General features: G+C 27.5%; 19 protein-coding genes. 14 read left to right on the forward strand and 5 right to left on the reverse strand.

Annotation, left to right across the window (positions count from 1 at the left end; all coding sequences use genetic code 11):
• Positions 1-28 precede the first annotated feature (28 nt).
• Positions 29-472, reverse strand: a complete 444-nt coding sequence (locus tag ACN6I1_RS05450; protein ID WP_220796872.1) for a MarR family winged helix-turn-helix transcriptional regulator — start codon at positions 470-472, stop codon at positions 29-31.
• Positions 473-623: 151 nt separating this feature from the next.
• Between ACN6I1_RS05450 and ACN6I1_RS05455 the strand changes: the two genes are divergently transcribed.
• The 12 genes from ACN6I1_RS05455 (at position 624) to ACN6I1_RS05510 (ending at position 14797) form a co-directional block, all read left to right on the forward strand.
• The gene (locus ACN6I1_RS05455; protein WP_220796873.1) at positions 624-2828 is read left to right on the forward strand and encodes an ABC transporter ATP-binding protein; all 2205 of its coding nucleotides are present in this window, start codon (positions 624-626) and stop codon (positions 2826-2828) included.
• Positions 2821-4665, forward strand: coding sequence for an ABC transporter ATP-binding protein (locus ACN6I1_RS05460; protein ID WP_220796874.1), 1845 nt, complete (start codon positions 2821-2823; stop codon positions 4663-4665). The genes ACN6I1_RS05455 and ACN6I1_RS05460 overlap by 8 nt, the downstream gene beginning before the upstream one ends.
• A 110-nt stretch (positions 4666-4775) precedes the next feature.
• Complete coding sequence (gene cspD / locus ACN6I1_RS05465; RefSeq protein WP_021429181.1) at positions 4776-4979, forward strand: cold-shock protein CspD; 204 nt, start codon at positions 4776-4778, stop codon at positions 4977-4979.
• A gap of 221 nt (positions 4980-5200) precedes the next feature.
• Entirely contained in the window at positions 5201-7039 is a 1839-nt protein-coding gene (gene asnB, locus ACN6I1_RS05470; RefSeq protein WP_419743016.1) for an asparagine synthase (glutamine-hydrolyzing), read from the forward strand.
• Between the two features lie 19 nt (positions 7040-7058).
• Positions 7059-7748 (forward strand): response regulator transcription factor, encoded by a 690-nt coding sequence (locus tag ACN6I1_RS05475; protein ID WP_419743017.1) that lies wholly within the window; start codon positions 7059-7061, stop codon positions 7746-7748.
• A 2-nt stretch (positions 7749-7750) separates the two neighbouring features.
• Positions 7751-9205 (forward strand): ATP-binding protein, encoded by a 1455-nt coding sequence (locus ACN6I1_RS05480; RefSeq protein ID WP_419743018.1) that lies wholly within the window; start codon positions 7751-7753, stop codon positions 9203-9205.
• A gap of 13 nt (positions 9206-9218) precedes the next feature.
• Complete coding sequence (locus tag ACN6I1_RS05485; protein WP_419743019.1) at positions 9219-10358, forward strand: hypothetical protein; 1140 nt, start codon at positions 9219-9221, stop codon at positions 10356-10358.
• Positions 10359-10504: 146 nt separating this feature from the next.
• A complete protein-coding gene (locus tag ACN6I1_RS05490) occupies positions 10505-11080 on the forward strand; it encodes a TVP38/TMEM64 family protein (RefSeq protein WP_053830909.1) in 576 nt (191 codons plus the stop codon).
• An 83-nt stretch (positions 11081-11163) separates the two neighbouring features.
• A complete protein-coding gene (locus tag ACN6I1_RS05495) occupies positions 11164-12012 on the forward strand; it encodes a DUF4438 domain-containing protein (RefSeq protein ID WP_419743020.1) in 849 nt (282 codons plus the stop codon).
• 143 nt (positions 12013-12155) lie between these two features.
• Complete coding sequence (tpx, locus tag ACN6I1_RS05500; protein ID WP_419743021.1) at positions 12156-12641, forward strand: thiol peroxidase; 486 nt, start codon at positions 12156-12158, stop codon at positions 12639-12641.
• A gap of 132 nt (positions 12642-12773) precedes the next feature.
• On the forward strand, positions 12774-13649 hold the full coding sequence (locus ACN6I1_RS05505) for a kinase (protein ID WP_419743022.1): 876 nt from the start codon (positions 12774-12776) through the stop codon (positions 13647-13649).
• Between the two features lie 176 nt (positions 13650-13825).
• Complete coding sequence (locus ACN6I1_RS05510; RefSeq protein WP_419743023.1) at positions 13826-14797, forward strand: DUF2804 family protein; 972 nt, start codon at positions 13826-13828, stop codon at positions 14795-14797.
• Between the two features lie 67 nt (positions 14798-14864).
• Here the strand turns inward: ACN6I1_RS05510 and ACN6I1_RS05515 are convergent, their stop codons facing one another.
• From ACN6I1_RS05515 to ACN6I1_RS05530, 4 genes are all read right to left on the reverse strand, one after another.
• On the reverse strand, positions 14865-15929 hold the full coding sequence (locus ACN6I1_RS05515) for a 4Fe-4S dicluster domain-containing protein (protein ID WP_419743024.1): 1065 nt from the start codon (positions 15927-15929) through the stop codon (positions 14865-14867).
• A 207-nt stretch (positions 15930-16136) separates the two neighbouring features.
• Positions 16137-17174, reverse strand: a complete 1038-nt coding sequence (locus ACN6I1_RS05520) for an ABC transporter substrate-binding protein (RefSeq protein WP_419743025.1) — start codon at positions 17172-17174, stop codon at positions 16137-16139.
• 90 nt (positions 17175-17264) lie between these two features.
• Entirely contained in the window at positions 17265-18068 is an 804-nt protein-coding gene (locus tag ACN6I1_RS05525) for an ABC transporter permease (protein WP_025162763.1), read from the reverse strand.
• The gene (locus ACN6I1_RS05530) at positions 18055-18807 is read right to left on the reverse strand and encodes an ABC transporter ATP-binding protein (RefSeq protein ID WP_263331858.1); all 753 of its coding nucleotides are present in this window, start codon (positions 18805-18807) and stop codon (positions 18055-18057) included. The genes ACN6I1_RS05525 and ACN6I1_RS05530 overlap by 14 nt, the downstream gene beginning before the upstream one ends.
• A 294-nt stretch (positions 18808-19101) precedes the next feature.
• Between ACN6I1_RS05530 and ACN6I1_RS05535 the strand changes: the two genes are divergently transcribed.
• Both ACN6I1_RS05535 and ACN6I1_RS05540 read left to right on the forward strand, forming a co-directional pair.
• Positions 19102-20073 (forward strand): TIM barrel protein, encoded by a 972-nt coding sequence (locus ACN6I1_RS05535; protein WP_419743026.1) that lies wholly within the window; start codon positions 19102-19104, stop codon positions 20071-20073.
• Positions 20074-20362: 289 nt separating this feature from the next.
• On the forward strand, positions 20363-22102 hold the full coding sequence (locus ACN6I1_RS05540) for an ABC-F family ATP-binding cassette domain-containing protein (protein ID WP_419743027.1): 1740 nt from the start codon (positions 20363-20365) through the stop codon (positions 22100-22102).
• The last annotated feature ends 207 nt before the right edge of the window (positions 22103-22309 follow it).

Genomic DNA, 22309 nt, shown 5'->3' on the forward strand with positions numbered 1-22309 from the left:
AAAAGAACTCCCCAGAGTTCTTTTTTATTTAATCTAGCTTAATTATTATATTAGTAAGCTGAGAAACTAAATCTTGCATTTGGATTAAATCATCATTTGAAAGCGTTGACAATTTAGTGAAAAGAGACTCCTTTAGCCTTCTTTTATGTTCAGCTGATATGTCTAAAGCTTTTTGTGTTAACGCTATTCTGACAATTCTTCTGTCATTAGGATCTTCAGTTCTTTGAACTAGGTCGTCTCTTAAAAGTTTATCTATAATAGGCGTCATATTTGGCTTAGATATTTCTAAGTTAGAAGCTATATCTGATATAGATGAAGATCCGTTATTAAGTAAATAAAATATAACCTTAACATGTGATGGAGGAAGAGGTGAGCATTTAACCATTTTATCTTGATTAAATACTTTATTATTCAGTTGAATTAACAAGCTAAATAATGCATCAGATGTTTTAGTTAAATCTTTTTTATCCATATAAAATCTCCTTTAACCTGTAATTATATTACTATTATAAACTAAAATAAAATTTTATACAATTTAAAAAAGTTATTGACTTATAATAATTATAAAAATATAATAATTATTAAAACATAACTATTAAAATCTAAAAGGGAGAAGTAGCAAAATGATTAAGTTAATTAAACATTTAAGAAACTCAGTCGGTTCTGTAGTACTTATAGTTGGACTGTTAACGATTCAAGCTATATGTGATTTATCATTACCTGATTATACATCTAATATAGTAAATATTGGTATCCAACAAAATGGTATTGAAAATGCAGTTCCAGAAGTTATAAGAGAGAGCGAACTAAATAATCTTACTATCTTTATGAGTGACAAAGACAAAAGTGAAGTAATGAAACATTATGACTTACTTGATAAGGGTGAGTTTAAAGATATTAAGATTGATGAAAAAGTATATAAGCTTAATACAAATGATAAAGAAGTAATAGATAAGTTAAACCCTATAATGTCAAAATCTATTATGATAGTATCTGGTATAGAAAAAAACAAGACTCAAATTGTAAAACAAATGACACCACCGGGAGTTCCGGTTAACCCTAATATGGATATAATGGCTACTTTTAAGTCTATGCCTAAAGATTCTTTAAAGCAAATAGAATCTAAATTTGATGAAAAAGTTGATAAAATGCCAGAAAGTATGGTAACTCAAGGTGCTATAGGATATGTAAAAGATGAATACAAAGCAATGGGAATAAATGTAGATAAACTTCAAACTAACTACATATTCAAAACTGGTGCGATAATGTTAGGAGTAGCCTTAATAAGTATGCTAGCTACAGTTGCAGTTGGATACTTAGGTGCTAAAGTTGCAGCAAAGCTTGGTAGAAACTTAAGAAAAGATGTATTCCATAAAGTAATTTCATTCTCTAATAAAGAAATGGATGAATTCTCGACTGCATCTTTAATAACTCGTAGTACAAATGATATACAACAAGTACAAATGCTAATGGTAATGTTACTTAGAATTGTATTTTATGCACCTATACTTGCTTTAGGTGGAGTTATAAAAGTATTAGGAACTGATACTTCTATGGCTTGGATAATAGGTGTTGCAGTTCTTGCAATAATATCTGTAGTATTAGTTTTATTTGCATTAGTTATGCCTAAGTTTAAATCTGTTCAAAAGCTTGTTGATAAGGTAAACTTAGTAACTCGTGAAATGCTTACAGGAATGTTAGTAATAAGAGCATTTGGTACTGAAAAGCATGAAGAAAAAAGATTTGATAATGCAAACACTGATTTAATGAAAACTAATTTATTTGTCAATAGAACTATGTCTATGATGATGCCAACTATGACTCTAATAATGAACTTAATTACTATACTAATAGTATGGAATGGTGCTCATCGTGTTGATTCAGGAAATATGCAAGTTGGAGATATGATGGCATTTATACAATATACTATGCAAATCATAATGGCATTCTTAATGATATCAATGGTATCTATGATATTACCACGTGCTATAGTTTCTATGGATCGTATAGATGAAGTTATAAGCAAAGATGTAAATATAAAAGATAAGAAAAATACTAAAGAATTTGATGAAAATAAAAAGGGGATAGTTGAGTTTAAGAATGTAAGTTTCAGATATCCTAATGCAGAAGAAGATGTTTTAAGAAATATAACATTTACTGCAAAACCAGGCCAAACTACGGCGTTTATAGGAAGTACAGGATCAGGAAAATCAACTCTTATAAACTTAATACCTCGTTTCTATGATGTAACAGAAGGTGAAATATTAGTAGATGGTATAGATGTAAAAGATGCTAGTCAACATAATTTAAGAGATAGAATTGGATATGTACCTCAAAAAGGAGTTTTATTCTCAGGCGACATAGACTCTAACTTAAGATATGGTAACCAAAGTGCTACGGATGAAGAAGTTAGAAAAGCGGCGGAGATAGCACAAGCTTTAGAGTTTATAGAAACTAAATCTGATAAGTTTGAAAGTGAAATTTCACAAGGTGGTACAAATGTTTCAGGAGGTCAGAAGCAAAGACTTTCAATAGCTAGAGCAATAGCTAAAAATCCGGAAATATATATATTTGACGATAGTTTCTCTGCCCTAGACTTAAAAACAGATGCAGCACTTAGAAAATCACTAAAAGAAGAAACTGGAGATTCTACAGTACTTATAGTAGCTCAAAGAATAAGTACGATATTAAATGCTGATCAAATAATAGTACTTGACCAAGGTAGTATTGTAGGAATTGGAACACACGGAGAACTTCTTAAAGATTGTGAAGTGTACAAAGAAATTGCCCAATCACAACTTTCAAAGGAGGAACTTGACCATGAGTAATAAAAAGCAAAATACTCCTAAAATGGGCGGACCTATGGGAGGAATGAGAGGAACAGAAAAAGCAAAAGATTTTAAAGGTACAATGAAAAATCTTTTCAATTATTTAAAACCTTACAGAATATCTATATTTATAGTAGTTATATTTGCAATAGGGAGTTCTGCATTCTCTATAGTAGGACCTAAGGTATTAGGTAAAGCTACTACTGAGATATTTGAAGGACTGATTAGAAAAGTTAGTAATCAAGGAAATGCTGGGATAGATTTTAATTATATAGGCAAAGTTCTTTTAATTTTATTAGGACTATATGTAATAAGTGCGTTATTCTCATTTGTTCAATCATTTATAGTTTCTGGAATATCTCAAAAGGTTTCATATAAACTGAGAAAAGAAATTTCAGAAAAAATAAATCGTATGCCACTTAAGTATTTTGATAAAAGAACACATGGTGAAGTACTATCAAGAATTACAAATGATATAGATACGTTAAGTCAAAACTTAAATCAAATTATGACTCAAATTATTACAGCTGTTACAACTGTAATAGGGGTTCTTATAATGATGTTATCTATAAGTTGGCAAATGACTATAGCTTCATTATTAATATTACCTATATCTATGATAATAATAGGTTTTATTGTTAAGAACTCACAAAGCCACTTTAAAGCTCAACAAAAATATTTAGGTCATGTCAATGGTCAAGTTGAAGAAACTTATGGTGGACACAATATAGTTAAAGCATTCAATAGAGAAGATGCAGCTATAGCAGAGTTTAATGAGTTAAATGATAAGTTATATGAATCTGCATGGAAATCTCAATTCCTATCTGGAATGATGATGCCGATGATGACGTTTATAGGTAACTTAGGTTATGTTTTAGTATCTATATTAGGTGGATACTTTACTATAAAGAAAACTATCCAAGTTGGGGATATACTTTCATTTATACAATATGTAAGAAGTTTTAACCAGCCAATAGCTCAAACTGCACAAGTTGCAAATATAATGCAATCTATGGCAGCAGCAGCAGAAAGAGCATTTGAATTTTTAGATGAAGAAGAAGAAATCCAAGTAAGTGACCATCCAGTTAGCGTTGAAAATATCAAAGGGGATGTTTCTTTTGATCATGTTAACTTTGGATATTCTGAAGATAAAATAATAATAAATGACTTTACAACAAATATAAAAGCAGGACAAAAAGTAGCTATAGTTGGGCCTACTGGTGCTGGTAAAACTACAGTTGTAAAATTATTAATGCGTTTTTATGATGTAAATAAAGGTGCTATACTGATAGATGGTAAAAATATAAATGATTTTAACAGAGCTGACTTACGTAGCTTATTTGGAATGGTTTTACAAGACACATGGCTATTTAATGGTAGTATAATGGAAAACATAAGATACTCTAAGCTTAATGCTACTGATGAAGAGGTTATAGAGGCATCTAAAGCAGCTCATGTGCATCACTTTGTAAAAACTCTTCCAGCAGGATATAGCATGGAATTAAATGAAGAAGCCAGTAACGTATCTCAAGGTCAAAAGCAACTTTTAACTATAGCTCGTGCGATTTTAGCAGATCCTAAAATACTTATATTAGATGAAGCTACTAGTTCAGTTGATACTCGTACAGAAGTTTTAATACAAAAAGCTATGGAAAATCTTATGGAAGGTAGAACAAGCTTTATAATAGCTCATAGATTATCAACTATAAAAGATGCAGATTTAATACTAGTTATGAAAGATGGAGATATAATTGAGCAAGGAAGCCATGAAGAATTATTAAAAGCTGATGGATTCTATGCATCTTTATATAATAGTCAATTTGAAGACTGTGAATAAGTTTTCCAAGTTGATAATAAACATATTGTAAAGTAATTACAATTATGTTAAAATTAAGGTAACATTAGTAAATGTTAAATTTTTTTACAAGGTTTTAGGAGGATTCCAAAATGATGAATGGAACAGTTAAATGGTTTAATAATGAAAAAGGATTTGGATTTATATCAGTAGAAGGTGGAGATGACGTATTCGTACATTTCTCAGCTATACAAAGAGATGGATTCAAATCATTAGAAGAAGGTCAAGCAGTTAACTTTGAAATAGTTGAAGGAGCAAGAGGACCTCAAGCTGCTAACGTAACAATAGCAGAATAATTGAGTTTATAATATATAAAACACAATTAAGAAATTAAAACTAGAGATTTTTTCTCTAGTTTTTTTTATTGTGAACTAGCGGCATGTAACAGATTTGTTACATATACGTAATCAATTTGTCACATGGTAATGATAAAATATATAAATATATGTGACGAAATATATAGAATATGAAGGAAAAAATAGGAATAATTTGTATTTATGACAGAAGGAGAAATTTTATGTGTGGACACGTTTTTTTATATAGTAAAAAAGGAAATGTTGATGAGGCTTTATTAAGCGAATTAACTGAAAAAATTAATCATAGAGGACCTGATGACACAGGATTATTTGTGAAAGACAATGTAGGATTTGGATTTAAAAGACTTAGTATAATTGATTTATCTCATGGACATCAACCATTTAGCAAAAAAGAGAGTACAATAATATTTAACGGGGAAATCTATAATCATGAAGCTTTAAGAGATGAACTTATAGCTAAAGGCCATGAGTTTAAAACAGGATCAGATACAGAAGTACTACTTACTTCTTATTTAGAATATGGAAAATCAGCTGTTAAAGATTTTAGAGGAATGTTTGCATTTGTAATTTATGATGAGAATACAGATACTATATTTGGAGCTAGAGACCATTTTGGGATAAAGCCATTATACTATACTGAAAATGATGAATATATAGCATTTTCATCAGAATATAAAGCTTTAATGCCAATAGTAAATGAAAAAAATGTAGATGATAAAAGTTTACAAAATTATTTATCATTCCAATATGTTCCAAGATACAATACTATGATGGAAGGAATCAAAAAAGTACCTAATGGGACTTGCTTTACAATTGAAAATAATGAAATAAGATTTGAAAAATATTTTGAACCTAGATTTTCAAATGAAAAAGAAGTTACAAAAGAAGATATATACAATATACTAGACGATTCTGTAAAGCATCATATGATATCTAATGTTGAAGTTGGAACATTTTTATCAGGTGGAATAGACTCAACTATAATTGCTGCATTAGCATCAAAAATAAATCCTAAAATAAAATCTTTCTCTGTAGGATTTGAAGTAGACGGATACAATGAATTAAGTGTTGCAAAGAAAAGTGCAGATGCATTGGGAATTGAAAACATACAAATAAGAGTAACTCAAGAAGATTATATAAAAGCACTTCCTAAAGTAATCTACAGTTTAGATGATCCATTAGCAGATCCATCATGCGTTGGAATATACTTCTTATCAAAAGAGGCTAGAAAACATGTAACTGTAGTATTATCTGGAGAAGGAGCTGATGAGTTCTTTGCAGGTTACAATATATACAAAGAATATGAAGCTGTTAAGCCATTTTTAGGATTATCTAAAGGTTTAAATCAAACTTTAAATAAAATATTTACAAAAATGCCAGAACTAAGAGGTAAAAACTACTTAGTTAGAGCAACTACACCTTTAGAAAAAAGATATATAGGAAATGCTAAAATATTTGAAAATAATGAAGTAAAGAGTATAATAAATAAGTATGATGATAATAACACATATAGTAAAGTAGTTAGAGATTTATATAGAGATTGCAAAAGAAAAAGTTATGACTATGTAACAACTATGCAAGATATAGATATAAATACATGGTTAGAAGGAGATATTTTATTAAAAGGTGATAAAATGTCAATGGCATCATCTATAGAACTTAGAGTACCATTTTTAGATAAAGAAGTATTTGAAGTTGCTAGACATTTAAGATTAGATCAAAAAATAAGCAATAAGAATACAAAAGTTTTACTAAGAGAAGCATTTAAAGATGTAGTACCTCAACATATGGTAGAAAAGAAAAAACTAGGATTCCCAACACCTATAAGAGTATGGTTAAAAGATGATTTAGGTAAATATGTAAGAAATATAATAACTGAATCAAAAACGGATGATTTTATAAATAAAGAGTATGCTATAGGTTTATTAGATGAACATATAAAAGGAAGTAAAGATAACTCAAGAAAAGTTTGGACAATATTTGTATTCTGTTTATGGCACCAAATATTTATAGAAGGAAAAAATATAGATTCTTTATAAACGAAAGAAGGATGTAGATATGAAGAAGATATTAATAGTTGAAGATGAAGAAAATATATCGGATATACTATCTTATTCTCTAAGAAAAGAAGGCTATGAAACTAAAATTGCAGATACTGGAAAATCTGCTATTGAATTTGTATCGAGTTTCAGGCCAAACTTAATTATATTAGATTTAATGCTCCCAGATATGAATGGTCTTGATATATGTAAAAATGTAACAACTAATTTCTCAATACCTATAATAATGTTGACTGCGAAGTCAGATACTATAGATAAAGTTTTAGGCTTAGAATTAGGCGCGGATGATTATATAACGAAGCCATTTAACATAAGAGAAGTAGTTGCTAGAGTTAAGTCTATATTTAGAAGAATAAGCTTATTAGAAGACAATATTAAATCAGATATAGAAGTTGTTAAATTAGCAAATGGGTTAGAAATAAACAAAAAAGAAATGAAAGTTAGATTAGATAATGAAATTATTCATTTAACAAGTAAAGAATACGAACTTCTTTTATATTTTGTGGAGAACATAAACACAGTACTAAATAGGGCGCAATTACTAGATAATATATGGGGGATAGACTTTGAATGTGAAAGCAGAACTGTAGATACTCATATACAAAGGCTTAGAAAAAAACTAGGCGATTACAATTGTATAGAAACTGTAATTGGAGCAGGATATAAGTTATCTGGACAAAAAGTATAAATATGAAAAACTCAATAACCAACAAAATAATGTTGTTTTTCTTGGTTATAATCTTTTTTGTTATATTTTCTATAGTTATTTATAGCAACTCAGTACTTAATAATGTAGTAGAATATTTAATTGATAATGAAATTAAAGATACAACTAAAAGTATTAATTTATATTTACATCAATATTTTAGATTTAATAAAATGGAATTTAATAAAATTTCATTTGCGTCAAAAAGTAGTGCAATTTCAAGAGATTTGACTTATAGATTGGATAAAACGGTTTATATTTATAATGATATGGGAGGACTACTATATCCAAGAACAGAAAAATATAAACAATTAAAAAGAACAAAAGATATGGAAAATGCATTAAATGGAGAACTATCATATACAATTGAGTATAAAGACGATAAGGCTTTAGTATATGTATCATATCCTATTTTTAGAGAAGATAAACTTATAGGGATGATAAGATTTGCAAATGATTATACACCTTTATTTAATAAAACTAAATTATTTATAAATAAAACATTGATTTTTTCTGTGATGATTTTTGCGGTAAGTATGATTATTGCATATATTATATCAAAGCAAATAACATCTCCAATAAAAAATTTAGCAAATAAAACTAAAGAAGTTACAGATGGTAATTTTGATGTAAATATAGATATAAGTTCTAGTGATGAGTTAGGAATGCTTGCATCTGATTTTAATAATATGATTGAGACAATAAATACTCAGATAAAAACTATAGAAGAAGATCGAGATAATTTAAGGGAGTTATCAGAAAAACAAAAGAAATTTTTTGATAATGTAACTCATGAACTTAAAACTCCTATGACAACTATAATTGGATATAGTGAGATTATAAAAGACAACCAATTTACGGATGAAGAGTTTTTTAATAAAGGAATAAATAGAATCATATCTGAGGCTAATAGATTAAATAGAATGATTGTACAATTACTTGATATATCTAAAAATAGTAATAAAAATTTTGATTATGAATTGAAAAAAATAGATTTATCTAAAATAATAGTAAGTATGTGTGAAGACATGACTCATAAAGCTAAAAAATATAATATGAGTATAAACATCAATGTTGGAAAAAATATAAAAATAATTGCAAATGAAGATAAAATTAAAGAAATTATAATAAATTTACTTGATAATGCTATTAAATATGGAAAAGTTAATTCAGAGATATTTGTTAACGCGCATATAGAAGGTAAATTTGCAAATATATCAGTTATAGATTCAGGAGAAGGTATTGAAGAAAAGGAACTTGAAAATATATTATCTCCTTTTTATAGAGTATCTAAAAGTGAAACTAGAGAATTAGGAAGTACTGGATTAGGACTTGCTATTGTCAAATCAATAGTTGATAGTTATAATGGGAAAATCGACATTAAAAGCGAGGTTAATAAAGGAACTGCGGTTTCTATAAAACTTCCTACAATAAGTTAAGGAGAACTATATAATGCTAAAGAATATAAAGCAAGATATAAAGAACATAATACTTTTACTTTTTATTGTAGGGATACTTTCGCTTATTGTATATGTAAGTGTATATGAGAATAAAGAATATAGCAAAAATGTAAAATTAGATGGAAAAACTTATGATTACAATGAAAGTAACTATAAAAATAAAGATGAAAGTATAAAATTAGACTCTGTTATACCTATAGATGACTATATTCTAGATTTAGAATTCAATGAGGATAACTTGCTAGCTATAAGTAATTATACAGATAACAATAAATCTGGAATAAACATATATGAAATAAATCCTGATGATGAAAGTATTTTAAATGCAAAAACCTTAAATGATGGTGTTTTTACTATGTATAATTTGGAGAGTATGTCTCCATCAAAGGAAATACTAGCATATAATACAGCTGAACATGAAAAGAATGATAAATATAAAGACTTAAAGAGTGTGTTATATAATTTAAAAGACGACAGTTATATTACATTACCTTATTATTTTGATTTATTAGGCTGGGTACCAGATAGCAGTGGTTTTTATGGTTATAAAAATGGCGAATTATTTTCATATGACATAAATGAAGAAAAAATTGTTAAAACTTATGAACTTAAAAAAAGTGATTATGTAAATAAAATTTTATTTTCCCAAGATGGAACAAAACTTTATATGCTCAATGTAAATAAAAATAAAATTGATATATATGATTTGAAAAACAATTCAGTATCTAAAATTGATGATATAAAATTTATATCTGACTTTGATGTTATAGATGATACACATTTATTAATTGAAGGAACTAATGCAGACAAGAAAGATGTATATATATATGATACGGAGCATAAGTCTAAAAAAATAATAAATGGAGTACATTTAGATGAAATGTATTTAAGTAAAGATAAAAGCAAACTAGTAACTGTATATTATACGGGTAATAATGAAAGTACTATAGATGTATATGAACTAGGTATGTATAGTGAGAACGTAGATGTATATAAACTAGGCAGCATACCTATGATAAAAGGAATACCGTATATAGCAATAAGTGATAACAACAAGTTAGCATATTCTATAGAAGGTAATAAATTCGGTGAAAGCGAAATATATACATATAGTATATCGAGTAAAAAATGACAACTCATAAGAGTTGTCATTTTTGTTATATTTACATTACAATTAAGTAATAAATATTGATATAAAAAAATAATAGGAGTAAAATAGTATTAAATTAAAGGCAGACAATAAATAGAATTTGCTTATAGATTTAAGGAGAATAGAGTATGGAACATATAGAGACATTATTTACATTAGCTAGAGATAACTTTATTTTAGTTTTTATAATAGGGACATTTGCAAGTTTTTTAGAAAGTTTTATTCCGGCATTGCCACTGATGGGGATAGTAGTTGCAAATAGTGTTATGATGGGATGGGTATTTGGACTTTTAGGCTCGGTATTAGGATCTTGTACAGGTACATATTTACTATTTTTATTATCAAATAAATTTAGTCACATAAAAATATTTGAAAGAATAGAAAATAATAAAGTTGACAGGGCTATAAACTGGGTAAAACATCAGGGATTTGCTACATTGTTTATTGCGTATTCTTGTCCGTTTATACCTGGATGCTTGGTTACTATAGCTTGTGGGGTTTCAAATAAGAGTAGCGAAAGTTTTGTACCGGCTATGATAAGTGGTAGAATATTAATGTTTTTAATTGCAAGTTATATAGGCAATGATTTAGTAGGATTTATACATAGTCCTATGAGAATTATATTTGTAACAGCATTAACAATTATATCATTCTTAGTTGGAAGAAAAATAAATACAAGAATTGAAGCTAAACATCATAATTAACATAAATTAAAAAATTCTCTAATAATATATTATTAGAGAATTTTTAATTTTCTTTAATATTATTAAAAATATAGGGGGATTTTATGTTAAAAACAAATAAAGATAAAGTTGTAAAATGGTCAGTTCAAGGAAAAATACATCATCCACTAGCTTTAAGCTATAGAGTAACTCATGAAGGAAAACCTGTTATATTGCCTTCTACAGGAGGAATTTCATACAATGTAAAGATAGGGGATTGTGTTTATGGTTTAGCAGGAGATCATGTTGAACCAGGAGTATCTATTAGAAATGAAGATGTAAGAGAGAGCAATGCACTTATGACGTTTGCATGTATAGGAAATGAGGCTAAGGTTGTAAGTGGAGAAGCTAAAGGTGCAAAAGGATATGTTACAGGTATGCATGGTGGAATAGAACATGTACTTGTAGATTTTGATGAAGAAACTTTGGAAAACTTAGCTATAGATGATAAAATTATGGTCAAAGCATATGGTCAAGGTTTAAAATTAGAAGGGTTTGATGATATACATATAATGAGTATAGATCCAAACTTATTTGAAAAGCTAGGAATAATAGAAAAAGATGGTAAAATACAAGTTCCAGTTGTTGCAAAAGTGCCACCATACTTAATGGGATCAGGAATAGGTTCAAGTAGTGCTTATACTGGAGATTATGATATAATGACTGCTGACTTTGATGAAATAAAAAGACTTGGACTTGATAAGTTGAAATTTGGAGATTTAGTTTTACTAGAAGACTGCGATAATACATATGGAAGGGGATATTTAAAAGGAGCAGTTAGCATAGGTGTAATTGTCCATAGTGATTGTGTAACGCTTGGTCATGGTCCTGGAGTTACTACTATAATGGTTAGCAAAACGCCTATAATTGAAGGAATTATAGACGAAAATGCAAATATATCTAAGTATATATAAATAAAAAATTAACTATAAGCATTATTGTTTAATAACAATTTGAGCGGGTATAAAAGAGTATAAGAAATTATGCTCTTTTATTTTGCATAATATTTGAATTAAAGACAAAAATAAAATTGAAAGATAATTAGGAGGATATATATATGAAAGTTACATTTAGTGGAGCACCATTAACATTAGAAGGGAATCAAGTTAAAGTAGGAGATGTAGCACCTGATTTTACAGTAGTAGGAAATGATTTAAGTCCTATAAAGTTTAGCGAAACAAAGGGAAAAAGAATATTAGTAGCAGTTCCATCAATAGATACTGCAGTATGTGATATAGAGGTTAGAAAGTTTAACCAAGAAGCTGCAAAATTAAATGATGTTAAAGTATTTACTATATCAATGGATTTACCATTTGCACAAGCTAGATGGTGCGGAAATGCAGGAATTGAAAATGTTGTGACTGTATCAGATTATAAGGATAGAGAATTCTCTAAAGCTTATGGCTTATATATAAAAGAATTAGGTCTTGTATCAAGAGCTGTTATAGTTGTAGATGAAGACAATAAAGTAGTATATACAGAGTACTTAGAAGAAATAACAAATGAACCTAACTATGAAAAAGCAATAGAAGCTGTTAAGTAATAATAATAAAAAGATGCCTCAAAAAAAGTTTTTGAGACATCTTTTTTTAATATTAAGAAGGAAAAAGAGTGCACTTTATCAAAGTATATATAATCTTTGTTTTTAATTGAAATATTAGGGGGGATATATTTGGTGGAAGAATTTGATATAAATGGAGCTTTGATAAAATTTACTGAAGAAAAAGTAAGATATAATTCTATTAGAAAAGAATTTTTAAATCAAGCAACTGAGTATAAATGCAAATTGAAAAAAGAATTGTCTAAAAATTACACATCAAAAGATATAAATGAAATTGGAGTAAAACTCTATGAAGAGTATATAGATAATTGCATAAAAAAAGGCGTAGAAATAGTTGTTAACTATGAAATTATAACTATTGACACTAACCTTTTCAAAAAGAACTATTGCCTAAAATATCTAACATACTCTAAAAAATCTAAAAACTTATCAAAAGATTATTTAATACAAAATAAAAATAAAAAAATAAGCTTGGCACAAAAATCAATGGAAGATAAAAAGTTAATAAATATATTAGCAGATAATTTATTTGAAGATTGCTTTAAAGTACATTATGCAGTAATTGATGCCCTTTTAGATAATGGGGTAGACATAGTATCTAGTTATATAGAAGAAGAAAATATAATAAAGGCAAATGCACTATTTAATAATTATAAGGATGGATTCATAGATAAAACTAATGAAAGCTATGTTATAAAACAGATAATTGCTCTAAACCCATATAGAAAAGACATATATGAGTTTTTTATAAAAGAAGATGGAGATTTTAATAGTGAAATAGAAAGATTAACTAAGTTTTTAGGTTATGATGTAGAAAAATATAAAGAATATTTAATGAATAAATATGTAGAAAATATAGAACAAAATCATGGCTGCGATATTGAAATTGAAAAAGAAAAAATTGAAAAATATGCAAAATATATAGGATATGATAAGAAGGAAATTTATTGTGCTAGAGTAGAAGCGTTGTATATTTATAAAAACGCATAATAAAAAGAGGCCTTAAAAAGTTAGTATGATAATATACTAACTTTTTAAGGAGCCTCTTTTTTGCATATAGCCATATAAATTGACTGAACTAAGATAAATTTTATTTAAAGTGTAACTTTTTTTAAAAAGAATAATATACTAACTTAATAACTATATTTATATAAAGGGGGAATGGCATGAGGCGAGTAAGAGATAATAAATCTATATGTGATAATAATGGATTTTTAAATGAGTATGCTATTGGATGGAATGATATACCATTTAAAGATTGTTCTATAAATCAAAGCTTTCTAAAGAAAAAGAAATGGAATCAATATGTTTGGATAGGTAAAGATTTTATATTTAACTTTGTAATATCAGATTTAGGACATTGTTCAATTATACATGCAGACTTTTACAATTTAAAAGATGATATAAAAATAAGTAAAATATATAGACATCCTATAATTAAATATATTGTGATTGATGATAAAATAAACTCATATGCACATTACAAAGGGAAACGTAAATTTATAAATATATTAAGAAGTTCAGGTTACTTAAATCTGGATCTAAAAATAGATAATTTTGATATTACCTCAACTATATACTTAGATTATGAATCATTAAATGTACTTATTCCATGGGATGTAGAACATTTTCATTACACATCAAAGCATATGAACTTAATAACTAAAGGTATATTAAGAATAGGAAATCAGCAGTATGATTTAAGTGATTCAAGATGTTTTATAGATTACGGTAGAGGTGTTTTAAAACGACAGTGTGATAGAGAATGGTTAACTAGTTACTTTACAAATGGAAAGCATGAACATATATCTATAAACTTAGGAACAAAGTACACTGATTATACAGGTATAAATGAAAATGCGTTAAAGATTGATGATAAGATATATAAATTTGATAGTGATGTTGATTTTAATTACAACAACGATGGAACTATAGATATAAAATCAACTAGAGATGATGAAATAAATTTAAAATTTAAGCCTATAATTAGTGATATAAAGCCTGATAATATAAAAGTATTTAAATATAAGTTAAAACAAATTGTAGGATATTTAAGTGGATATGTAATTTATAAAGATAAGAAAATTAATTTCAATAATGAAATAGGGTGGTGTGAAAATCATTTTGCTAAGTGGTGAAGATATTAAAGAATTCAATTACATAGCCGTCTAATAATATGTTAAAATATTATTTAGACGGCTGAAATTATCTCATCCAACTTGGATTTCCAGGTACAAATGGTCTTTTACCAAATTTTTTAGTATATTCCTGGAGAACCTCTTTTATAGCAGGTAAGTTATCTTTAAATGTATCTACATTTTTTATACTTTCTAATTGCTGAGAAAATGGACAAACAGCAATGCATATTCCACAGTCAGTTCCTAGGTATCTCCACTTTATATAACATGACTCGGCATCTATTTTCCAATTATAAACCCCATCAAACTCTTTTGACGACTCATTAGATAAAGAAGTAGAAGGGCAGTTATAAGAACATTTTTTGCATACACTACAAAAATCATCTAAACCAAAATCCATAGGTGAATCTTCATCTAAATCTAAGTCTGTAGTTACAACTCCAAGTCTTATACAAGAGCCATACTCTTTAGTAGTAAGAATTGTATTTCTTCCAATACAACCAAGACCTGCATCTCTAGCTATTAAAACAGGCATTAAAAGGTAGTTTGAATCCATATGATTTCTAGCATCATATCCTAAATTTCTTATATAGTAACTAAGAATCATACCTATAACTGAAACATCTACATAAGCTTTACTTGTTTCAACCACTTCAGCTAGCATAGGACCTCTATTTATCATATCCTTTTCCATTGGAACTGCAAAAACTATAGCATATTTATGATTAAGATCTACTTTTTTTCCGTAAACTTCTTCATGTCTACCTCTATGAGTATAAAAATGATAATCTTTAAGTTTTGTAATTCCAACTAATTTAGCTCCGTAATGTGAAGCAAAACCTTTAATACGCTTAGTTATAATTTTTTTATTAACTTCGATTTTTGTATCGCTAACTTGTCCTTCACAGAGATGTTTAATATCTGATAAAAATTCAAATGCAGAAGACGCCATAGGAGAATTAACTTCATTGTATGTCATAGTACCTTCTCCGCAAAGTTCTGGTCTAGACCTAATACTATCATCTATAGCCTTTTTATCTGGATTTTTTTCATAATAATCATTATAAGCAGGTGAGTTCTTTTCATAGCTAGCTCTTGAAAATATAAGATCTCTTTCATCAACTCTATTCATAATATTCCCCCTATCCCTATAATAAAATTATATACTATCTCAATTAAAAAAGGGAAAAGATTATCTTTAAAAAGACAAGCTTTTCCCTTAGAAGGTATTCGCCTATAATAAATAGGAGTAGAATTATTATAGTAAGGTCGAATCCAATATATACTAATAATAGTATATATTAAAGTATATTAAATTATTACTATTTATGTTACTAAATTATTTTATATTTTTGATACTTTCATTAGCAAAACTTGTATTAACTATTTTTTCATAAGGAGCTTTTTTATCAAGTTCATTAGCTTCTTCCATTACGTTCATTAAAAGATTCAAACTATCTTCTTTTAATACAGGGTCAGAAGACCATGCATCTATAGATTTATATCTTTCAACTACTGACACTAAATCTTTTTTCTCGAAATCTGTAAAGAAAGGTTCTATAGCTGTAGCTACTTCTTCAGCTGTATGATTTTTAACCCATATTTGACCTTTATAAACTGCATTTGTAAATCTTTGAATTACTTCTTTATTATCCTTTATATAATCTTTAGGTGCAGAATAAGCAGTGTAAGGAATAAGACCAGACTCTTCACCAATAGAAGCTACTACATAGCCCTTACCTTGCTTTTCTATTTCAGAAGCAGCAGGTTCAAATAATGCAACATAATCACCTTCACCACCGGCAAATGAACCTGATAAAACGTTGAATTGAACATCTGTACGGACATTTACTTCGTCACTTTGAGTATTTGTTCCTAAAGTTAGATTATTTTTCTTTAAAACATATTCTAATGTCATCTCAGGAACTCCACCTTTTCTACCGCCTAAAACTTCTTTACCTTTTAATTGGTCAAAAGAGAAATTATCGTTTTTCTCACGAGATACTAAAAAACTGCCGTCCTTTTGAGTCAATTGTGCAAAGTTTACTGCGTAGTTATCATTGCCTTTATTATATACATAAATAGAAGCTTCAGGACCCATAAGACCTATGTCAACCTCTCCTGAAAGTAAGGCTGCCATAGTTTTATCAGCACCTTGTGTATTTATAAGATCTATTTCTATACCTTCCTCATCAAAGAATCCTTGAGTTATTGCTGCATACTGAGGGGCATAAAATATAGAATGAGTTACTTCTCCTACTGTTAACTTAGTCATATCTTTATCAGTAGCATCTGAAGAAGCACCTTTTGTACAACCAGTAACACCTAATGCAAGGCTTGTTGCCACTGCCAATAAAGTTGAGATTTTTTTGAACATAAATAACCCCCTTTAAAAAATTTATACCATTTATTTTATTAAAAATTTAGAATACATGTTACATATAGTTAATACTATATGGCACAAAAATTATCTTTTAGATCTATAAATTTTTTCAGCTATATTTAAAACTTGATACATTACCAAAGCACATACTGCTAATACTATTACACCCATCATAACCAAATCTAATTTAAACACTTGACCTCCATAAACTATTAGATATCCAAGTCCGTATCTGGAAACTAAGAACTCTCCAACTATAACTCCAACCCATGCCATACCTATATTTATCTTTGTTAAGTTAATTAAATTTCCTATATTTGAAGGGAAAATTAATTTAGTTAAAATTTGAAACTTAGTAGCTCCGAAACTTTTAAGCATTTTTATTTTTTCTTCATCTACTGATATAAAATAGTTATAGGCTGAAAGGATAGTAACAACTACAGAAATTGTAATAGCTATAACTATAATACCTTTCATACCAGCACCAGCCCAAACTATTAAAATAGGAGCAAGAGCAGTCTTAGGAAGTGCATTTAAAACTACCAAAAACGGGTCTAGAATTTTTGATAGACGTTCAGACCACCAAAGAAAAATAGCTATTAATATACCTAAAACAGTACCAATTACCAAACCGACAACTGTTTCATAACTAGATATTAAAACGTGTTTTAATAGCTCACCAGTTTGCAGATATTTAACAAATAAAGCATATATATCGCTTGGTTTACTAAATAAAAATACGTCTATGATATTTAAGCGAGCTAGTATTTCCCACAATGCTAGAAATCCGATTAATAAAAGCCATTGAGAAAAAAATACTATTCTCTTTTCTTTTTTTATGGATTTTAAATACTCCATATGACCTGTGGAAAGATTATTTTGTTTCACTTGAATCGATCTCCTTCCATAAGATGTTAAAATAATCTTTAAAGTTTTCAGCACTACGTGATATAATAGGGGTTCTTTCTCCAGATATTTTCAAGTCTATAGTATAGATACTTTTAATCGTTGCAGGACGCTTTGAAAGGACTGCTATTTTATCTGACATGGATATAGCTTCAGATATATCATGGGTTACTAATATTGCAGATTTACCTTCATTTCTAATAATTTTGTAAACATCGTCACTAACCAAAATTCTAGTTTGATAATCAAGAGCTGAAAATGGCTCGTCAAGCAAAAGAATATCAGGGTTTACAGCAAGTGTACGAATTAGAGCAACTCTTTGTCTCATACCACCGGATAGTTCTTTTGGATACATATTTCTAAAGTCCCATAAACCATAGGTTTTTAATAATCTTTCAATTCTAGAAATAGCTTCAGGAGTTTTCTTTTTTTGAATTTCAAGTCCTATCAAAATATTATCCATTATAGTTCGCCACTCTAAAAGATGATCCTTTTGAAACATATAACCTATATTACCAGTTATATTAACTTTACCGGATGTTGGCTTTAGAAGTTCTGTTAAAATGTTTAAAATAGTAGATTTACCACTTCCAGAAGGGCCAAGTAGGGTTAGTATTTCTCCTTCATTTAAAGAAAAGTTAATGTCATTTAAAACTTTGATTTCACCATCTTTATTATAAAAGTTTTTGGTAAGATTTTTTACATCTACTATTGATGTCATAAGATGTCACCTCCATAGATTTTGCTAGTATACTTTATAGTATTAAGAACAAATGAGTTTTGTACCATTTAAATAGATGTAACAAGATATATTTAAGATTAAATGCAACATATATGTAATAAAAATTTGAATATATTTGAATATTAATGAAATATTATAAAATTTATTATACAATTAGGATATTATACAATTAAAATTTTATTGACTTATAGATATAGGAAGTTATTAAAAAATATAAAAAGTTTTGATTTATACACAAATGAAATAAATTAAGTTTATAGGGGGATTTTAAAAATGTTAAAAATTATTAATTTATCTACATATAGTTACGATATGGACAGGTATAATAACAACTGTGAGAATATAAATAAATTTTTAAAAAATCATAATATAGATGCAATAGAATTATTTGCACCATCAGGATATAGTGAAGAATTAATACCTGAAAATAGAATAAAAGGAATACATTTAAAACACTTCCCTATTTGGCTAGATTTTTGGAATGGAAATAAGAAAGGTATGTTAGAAGACTTTGATAGTGTAGAAGGTATAATAAACAATTATGGTGGAAGTGATAAAAAGTCAATAATAAATCAATATAAAGAAGAAGTGAAATTAGCAGAAAGGCTAAATGCCGAATATGTAGTATTTCATGTATCTAATACAAAACTAAAACATTGTTACAACTACAACTTTACATATACAGATAAAGATGTAATAGATGCGTCTATTGAGTTAGTAAATGAAATATTTAAAGATTTAGATACAGGGGTAACAATACTTTTTGAAAACTTATGGTGGCCAGGGCTTAGAATGGTAGATAAAAAATTAGTAAAATATTTTATTGAAAGCATAGAATATGAAAATAAAGGATTTATGCTAGATACAGGCCATTTACTTAATACAAATTTAAACATAGATACAGAAGAAGAGGGAATCGATTATTTATTAGAGATTATAGATGAGTTAGGAGATTTAAAAAGTTACATAAAAGGAATTCATTTAAGTAAATCTATCTCTTCAAAATATGTTAAAAATCAAATTTCAAAATATGAAAATTTAGAAATTAATTATAGTGAAATGATTAAGGATATAATTTTTCATATATTAAAAATAGACGAGCATAAGCCATTTACAAATAAAAAAATAAAAAAACTAATAGATATAATAAATCCAAAATATTTAGTATATGAATTTATAACCACATCTTTGGATGAATTAAGTGATTTTATAAATATACAAGATAAAACTTTAGGATTATATTAAACTGTGATTATATGATGAAAAAATGGTTACAATAATTGAATTTATAACTTTGAAGAATAAATTGAAAATTCAGATATATTTAATGATAAGTTTATAAATGTACTAAACAAGTAGAGTTTCAATATAAAAGCATTGAAATAAGTCTAAAAAAATGGTATCCTATCAAAAGAAAATCTAAAAAGAATGTCGTTATTATATATAAAATCAATTTAAAAATTGGGATTTAATATATATATTTAAGAGCTTATTTATTTAAGCTCTTTTTAAATGATAAAGAGAGGTAATAAATATGATAAAAATTGACAACTTGTCCTACTCATTTCCAAACAAAGATCTATACAATAATATTTCATTTACATTAGAAGAAGGTCAACACTGTGCTTTCATAGGAGCTAGTGGTAGTGGAAAAAGTACACTTATAGATATAATTATGGATCCAGAAAGATATTTGTATGATGGAACATTAGAAATAGATCCAAACTTCAAAATTGGATATGTAAGTCAGTTCTTACAAGAAAATAAAAGTAAAGAAACTACAGTTTTTGAATATATAGCAGAAGAATTTATAAAATTACAAGAAAAAATTTCATCTATATGTACGGAAATGGAAACATCTTCGGATATTGATTCGCTTTTAGAAAAGTACCAAGAAGCTCTAGATGCATTTGATGCAATTGATGGTGATGATTATGAAAGTAATATTAATAGAAAACTAAATCTTGCAAACTTAGGTAATCATAAAGATAAAAAGTTATCTGAAATTAGTGGAGGAGAATTTAAACTTATCCAAATAATTAAGGAAATGCTTAATAATCCTGATCTTATGATTATGGATGAGCCAGATGTATTTTTAGACTTTGAGAATCTTAATGCTCTAAGGAATTTAATTAATTCTCATAAGAAAACAATATTAGTTATTACACATAATAGATATCTACTTAATCATTGTTTTAATAAAATTATACATCTTGAAAATGCGCAACTTCAAGAATTTGATGGAAGATATATTGATTATAATTTCTCATTACTTCAAACTAAAATTGAATTACAAGAACTATCTATTGCTGATGATGAAGAAATTGAGAGAAATGAAGCGTTAATCCAAAAGTTAAGAGAAAGAGCAACTTATAATGCTGAAGCTTCTAACGGAAGAGCTTTAAAAGCTAGAGTTAAAATACAAGAAAGATTAGAAGCTCGTAGAATTAAAGCACCGTTTGTAGATATTAAACAACCAAATATTAAATTAGACACTGATAATGAAATAGAAGAAACTATTGCTTTAAAAGTTAATGATTATAGAATGGCTTTTGATAAAGTTCTTTTAGAAGATGTTAATTTTGAAATTAAATCTAATGATAAAGTAGCACTTGTTGGTACAAATGGGGTTGGTAAAACAACTATACTTAGAGAAATATTCAAAAATAATAATAAATCAATTGAAATAAATGATGATATTAAGATAGCTTATTTATCTCAGTCACAATCAGAAATTTTAGATGAGTCTAACACAATATTTAAAGAATTTTCTGAGTTAGGATTTGAAAATCGTAGAGATGTTAGAAGATATATTTCAAATTATGGTTTTGGGCAAGATGCTATTGAACAAAAGATAAAAGATTTATCTGGTGGAGAAAAAAATATTCTTCAATTAGCTAAGGTATCATACATTAAGGCAAATATGCTACTTTTAGATGAACCAACAAGTCACCTAGATACTTATTCTCAAATAGCACTTGAAAAAGCTATAAAAGCTTATAATGGTGCAATTTTAATGGTTTCTCATGATTACCAATTTATAAATAATTGCATGGATTATGTTTTAATGATTGAAGATAAGAAAATTAGAAAAGTTAGTATGAAAAAGTTTAGAAAAATGATTTATGCTAACCACTTTGATAGAGACTATCTAGAAATTGAAGAAAAGAAAAAATTAGTTGAAACAAAAATATCAAAAGCTTTAAGAGATATGGATTTTGAACTTGCAAAAGTTTTATGTCAAGATTTAGAAGAACTAATTAAATTGCTTTAAGTGTTATATCGTCTAAAGTGACAAGTTAATACACTAATGAAAATAAATAGGATTAGAGTAGGCCATATGTGGTATAGAAACTCTAATCCTATTTTTTACGCTTAAGAATTTATGATTAACGAATATTTGTGGAAAACTTATGAAATGGTTCGCAGATGTAGTCGCTCAAGCGAAGCGAATTTTTATAGAATATAAGGAGTTGGGGAG

It is taken from the genome of Paraclostridium dentum (genome assembly GCF_048568265.1).
Taxonomy (GTDB): Bacteria; Bacillota; Clostridia; order Peptostreptococcales; family Peptostreptococcaceae; genus Paraclostridium; species Paraclostridium dentum.

What these genes read in the sequence shown, in the direction of transcription:
- ACN6I1_RS05530 (WP_263331858.1), bottom strand. Translation starts at nt 18,807, where the DNA reads ATGACATCAATAGTAGATGTAAAAAATCTTACCAAAAACTTTTATAAT.
- tpx (WP_419743021.1), top strand. Translation starts at nt 12,156, where the DNA reads ATGAAAGTTACATTTAGTGGAGCACCATTAACATTAGAAGGGAATCAA.
- ACN6I1_RS05515 (WP_419743024.1), bottom strand. Translation starts at nt 15,929, where the DNA reads ATGAATAGAGTTGATGAAAGAGATCTTATATTTTCAAGAGCTAGCTAT.
- ACN6I1_RS05495 (WP_419743020.1), top strand. Translation starts at nt 11,164, where the DNA reads ATGTTAAAAACAAATAAAGATAAAGTTGTAAAATGGTCAGTTCAAGGA.
- ACN6I1_RS05450 (WP_220796872.1), bottom strand. Translation starts at nt 472, where the DNA reads ATGGATAAAAAAGATTTAACTAAAACATCTGATGCATTATTTAGCTTG.
- ACN6I1_RS05460 (WP_220796874.1), top strand. Translation starts at nt 2,821, where the DNA reads ATGAGTAATAAAAAGCAAAATACTCCTAAAATGGGCGGACCTATGGGA.
- ACN6I1_RS05535 (WP_419743026.1), top strand. Translation starts at nt 19,102, where the DNA reads ATGTTAAAAATTATTAATTTATCTACATATAGTTACGATATGGACAGG.
- asnB (WP_419743016.1), top strand. Translation starts at nt 5,201, where the DNA reads ATGTGTGGACACGTTTTTTTATATAGTAAAAAAGGAAATGTTGATGAG.
- ACN6I1_RS05490 (WP_053830909.1), top strand. Translation starts at nt 10,505, where the DNA reads ATGGAACATATAGAGACATTATTTACATTAGCTAGAGATAACTTTATT.
- ACN6I1_RS05540 (WP_419743027.1), top strand. Translation starts at nt 20,363, where the DNA reads ATGATAAAAATTGACAACTTGTCCTACTCATTTCCAAACAAAGATCTA.
- ACN6I1_RS05520 (WP_419743025.1), bottom strand. Translation starts at nt 17,174, where the DNA reads ATGTTCAAAAAAATCTCAACTTTATTGGCAGTGGCAACAAGCCTTGCA.
- ACN6I1_RS05485 (WP_419743019.1), top strand. Translation starts at nt 9,219, where the DNA reads ATGCTAAAGAATATAAAGCAAGATATAAAGAACATAATACTTTTACTT.
- ACN6I1_RS05455 (WP_220796873.1), top strand. Translation starts at nt 624, where the DNA reads ATGATTAAGTTAATTAAACATTTAAGAAACTCAGTCGGTTCTGTAGTA.
- ACN6I1_RS05510 (WP_419743023.1), top strand. Translation starts at nt 13,826, where the DNA reads ATGAGGCGAGTAAGAGATAATAAATCTATATGTGATAATAATGGATTT.
- ACN6I1_RS05475 (WP_419743017.1), top strand. Translation starts at nt 7,059, where the DNA reads ATGAAGAAGATATTAATAGTTGAAGATGAAGAAAATATATCGGATATA.
- cspD (WP_021429181.1), top strand. Translation starts at nt 4,776, where the DNA reads ATGATGAATGGAACAGTTAAATGGTTTAATAATGAAAAAGGATTTGGA.
- ACN6I1_RS05480 (WP_419743018.1), top strand. Translation starts at nt 7,751, where the DNA reads ATGAAAAACTCAATAACCAACAAAATAATGTTGTTTTTCTTGGTTATA.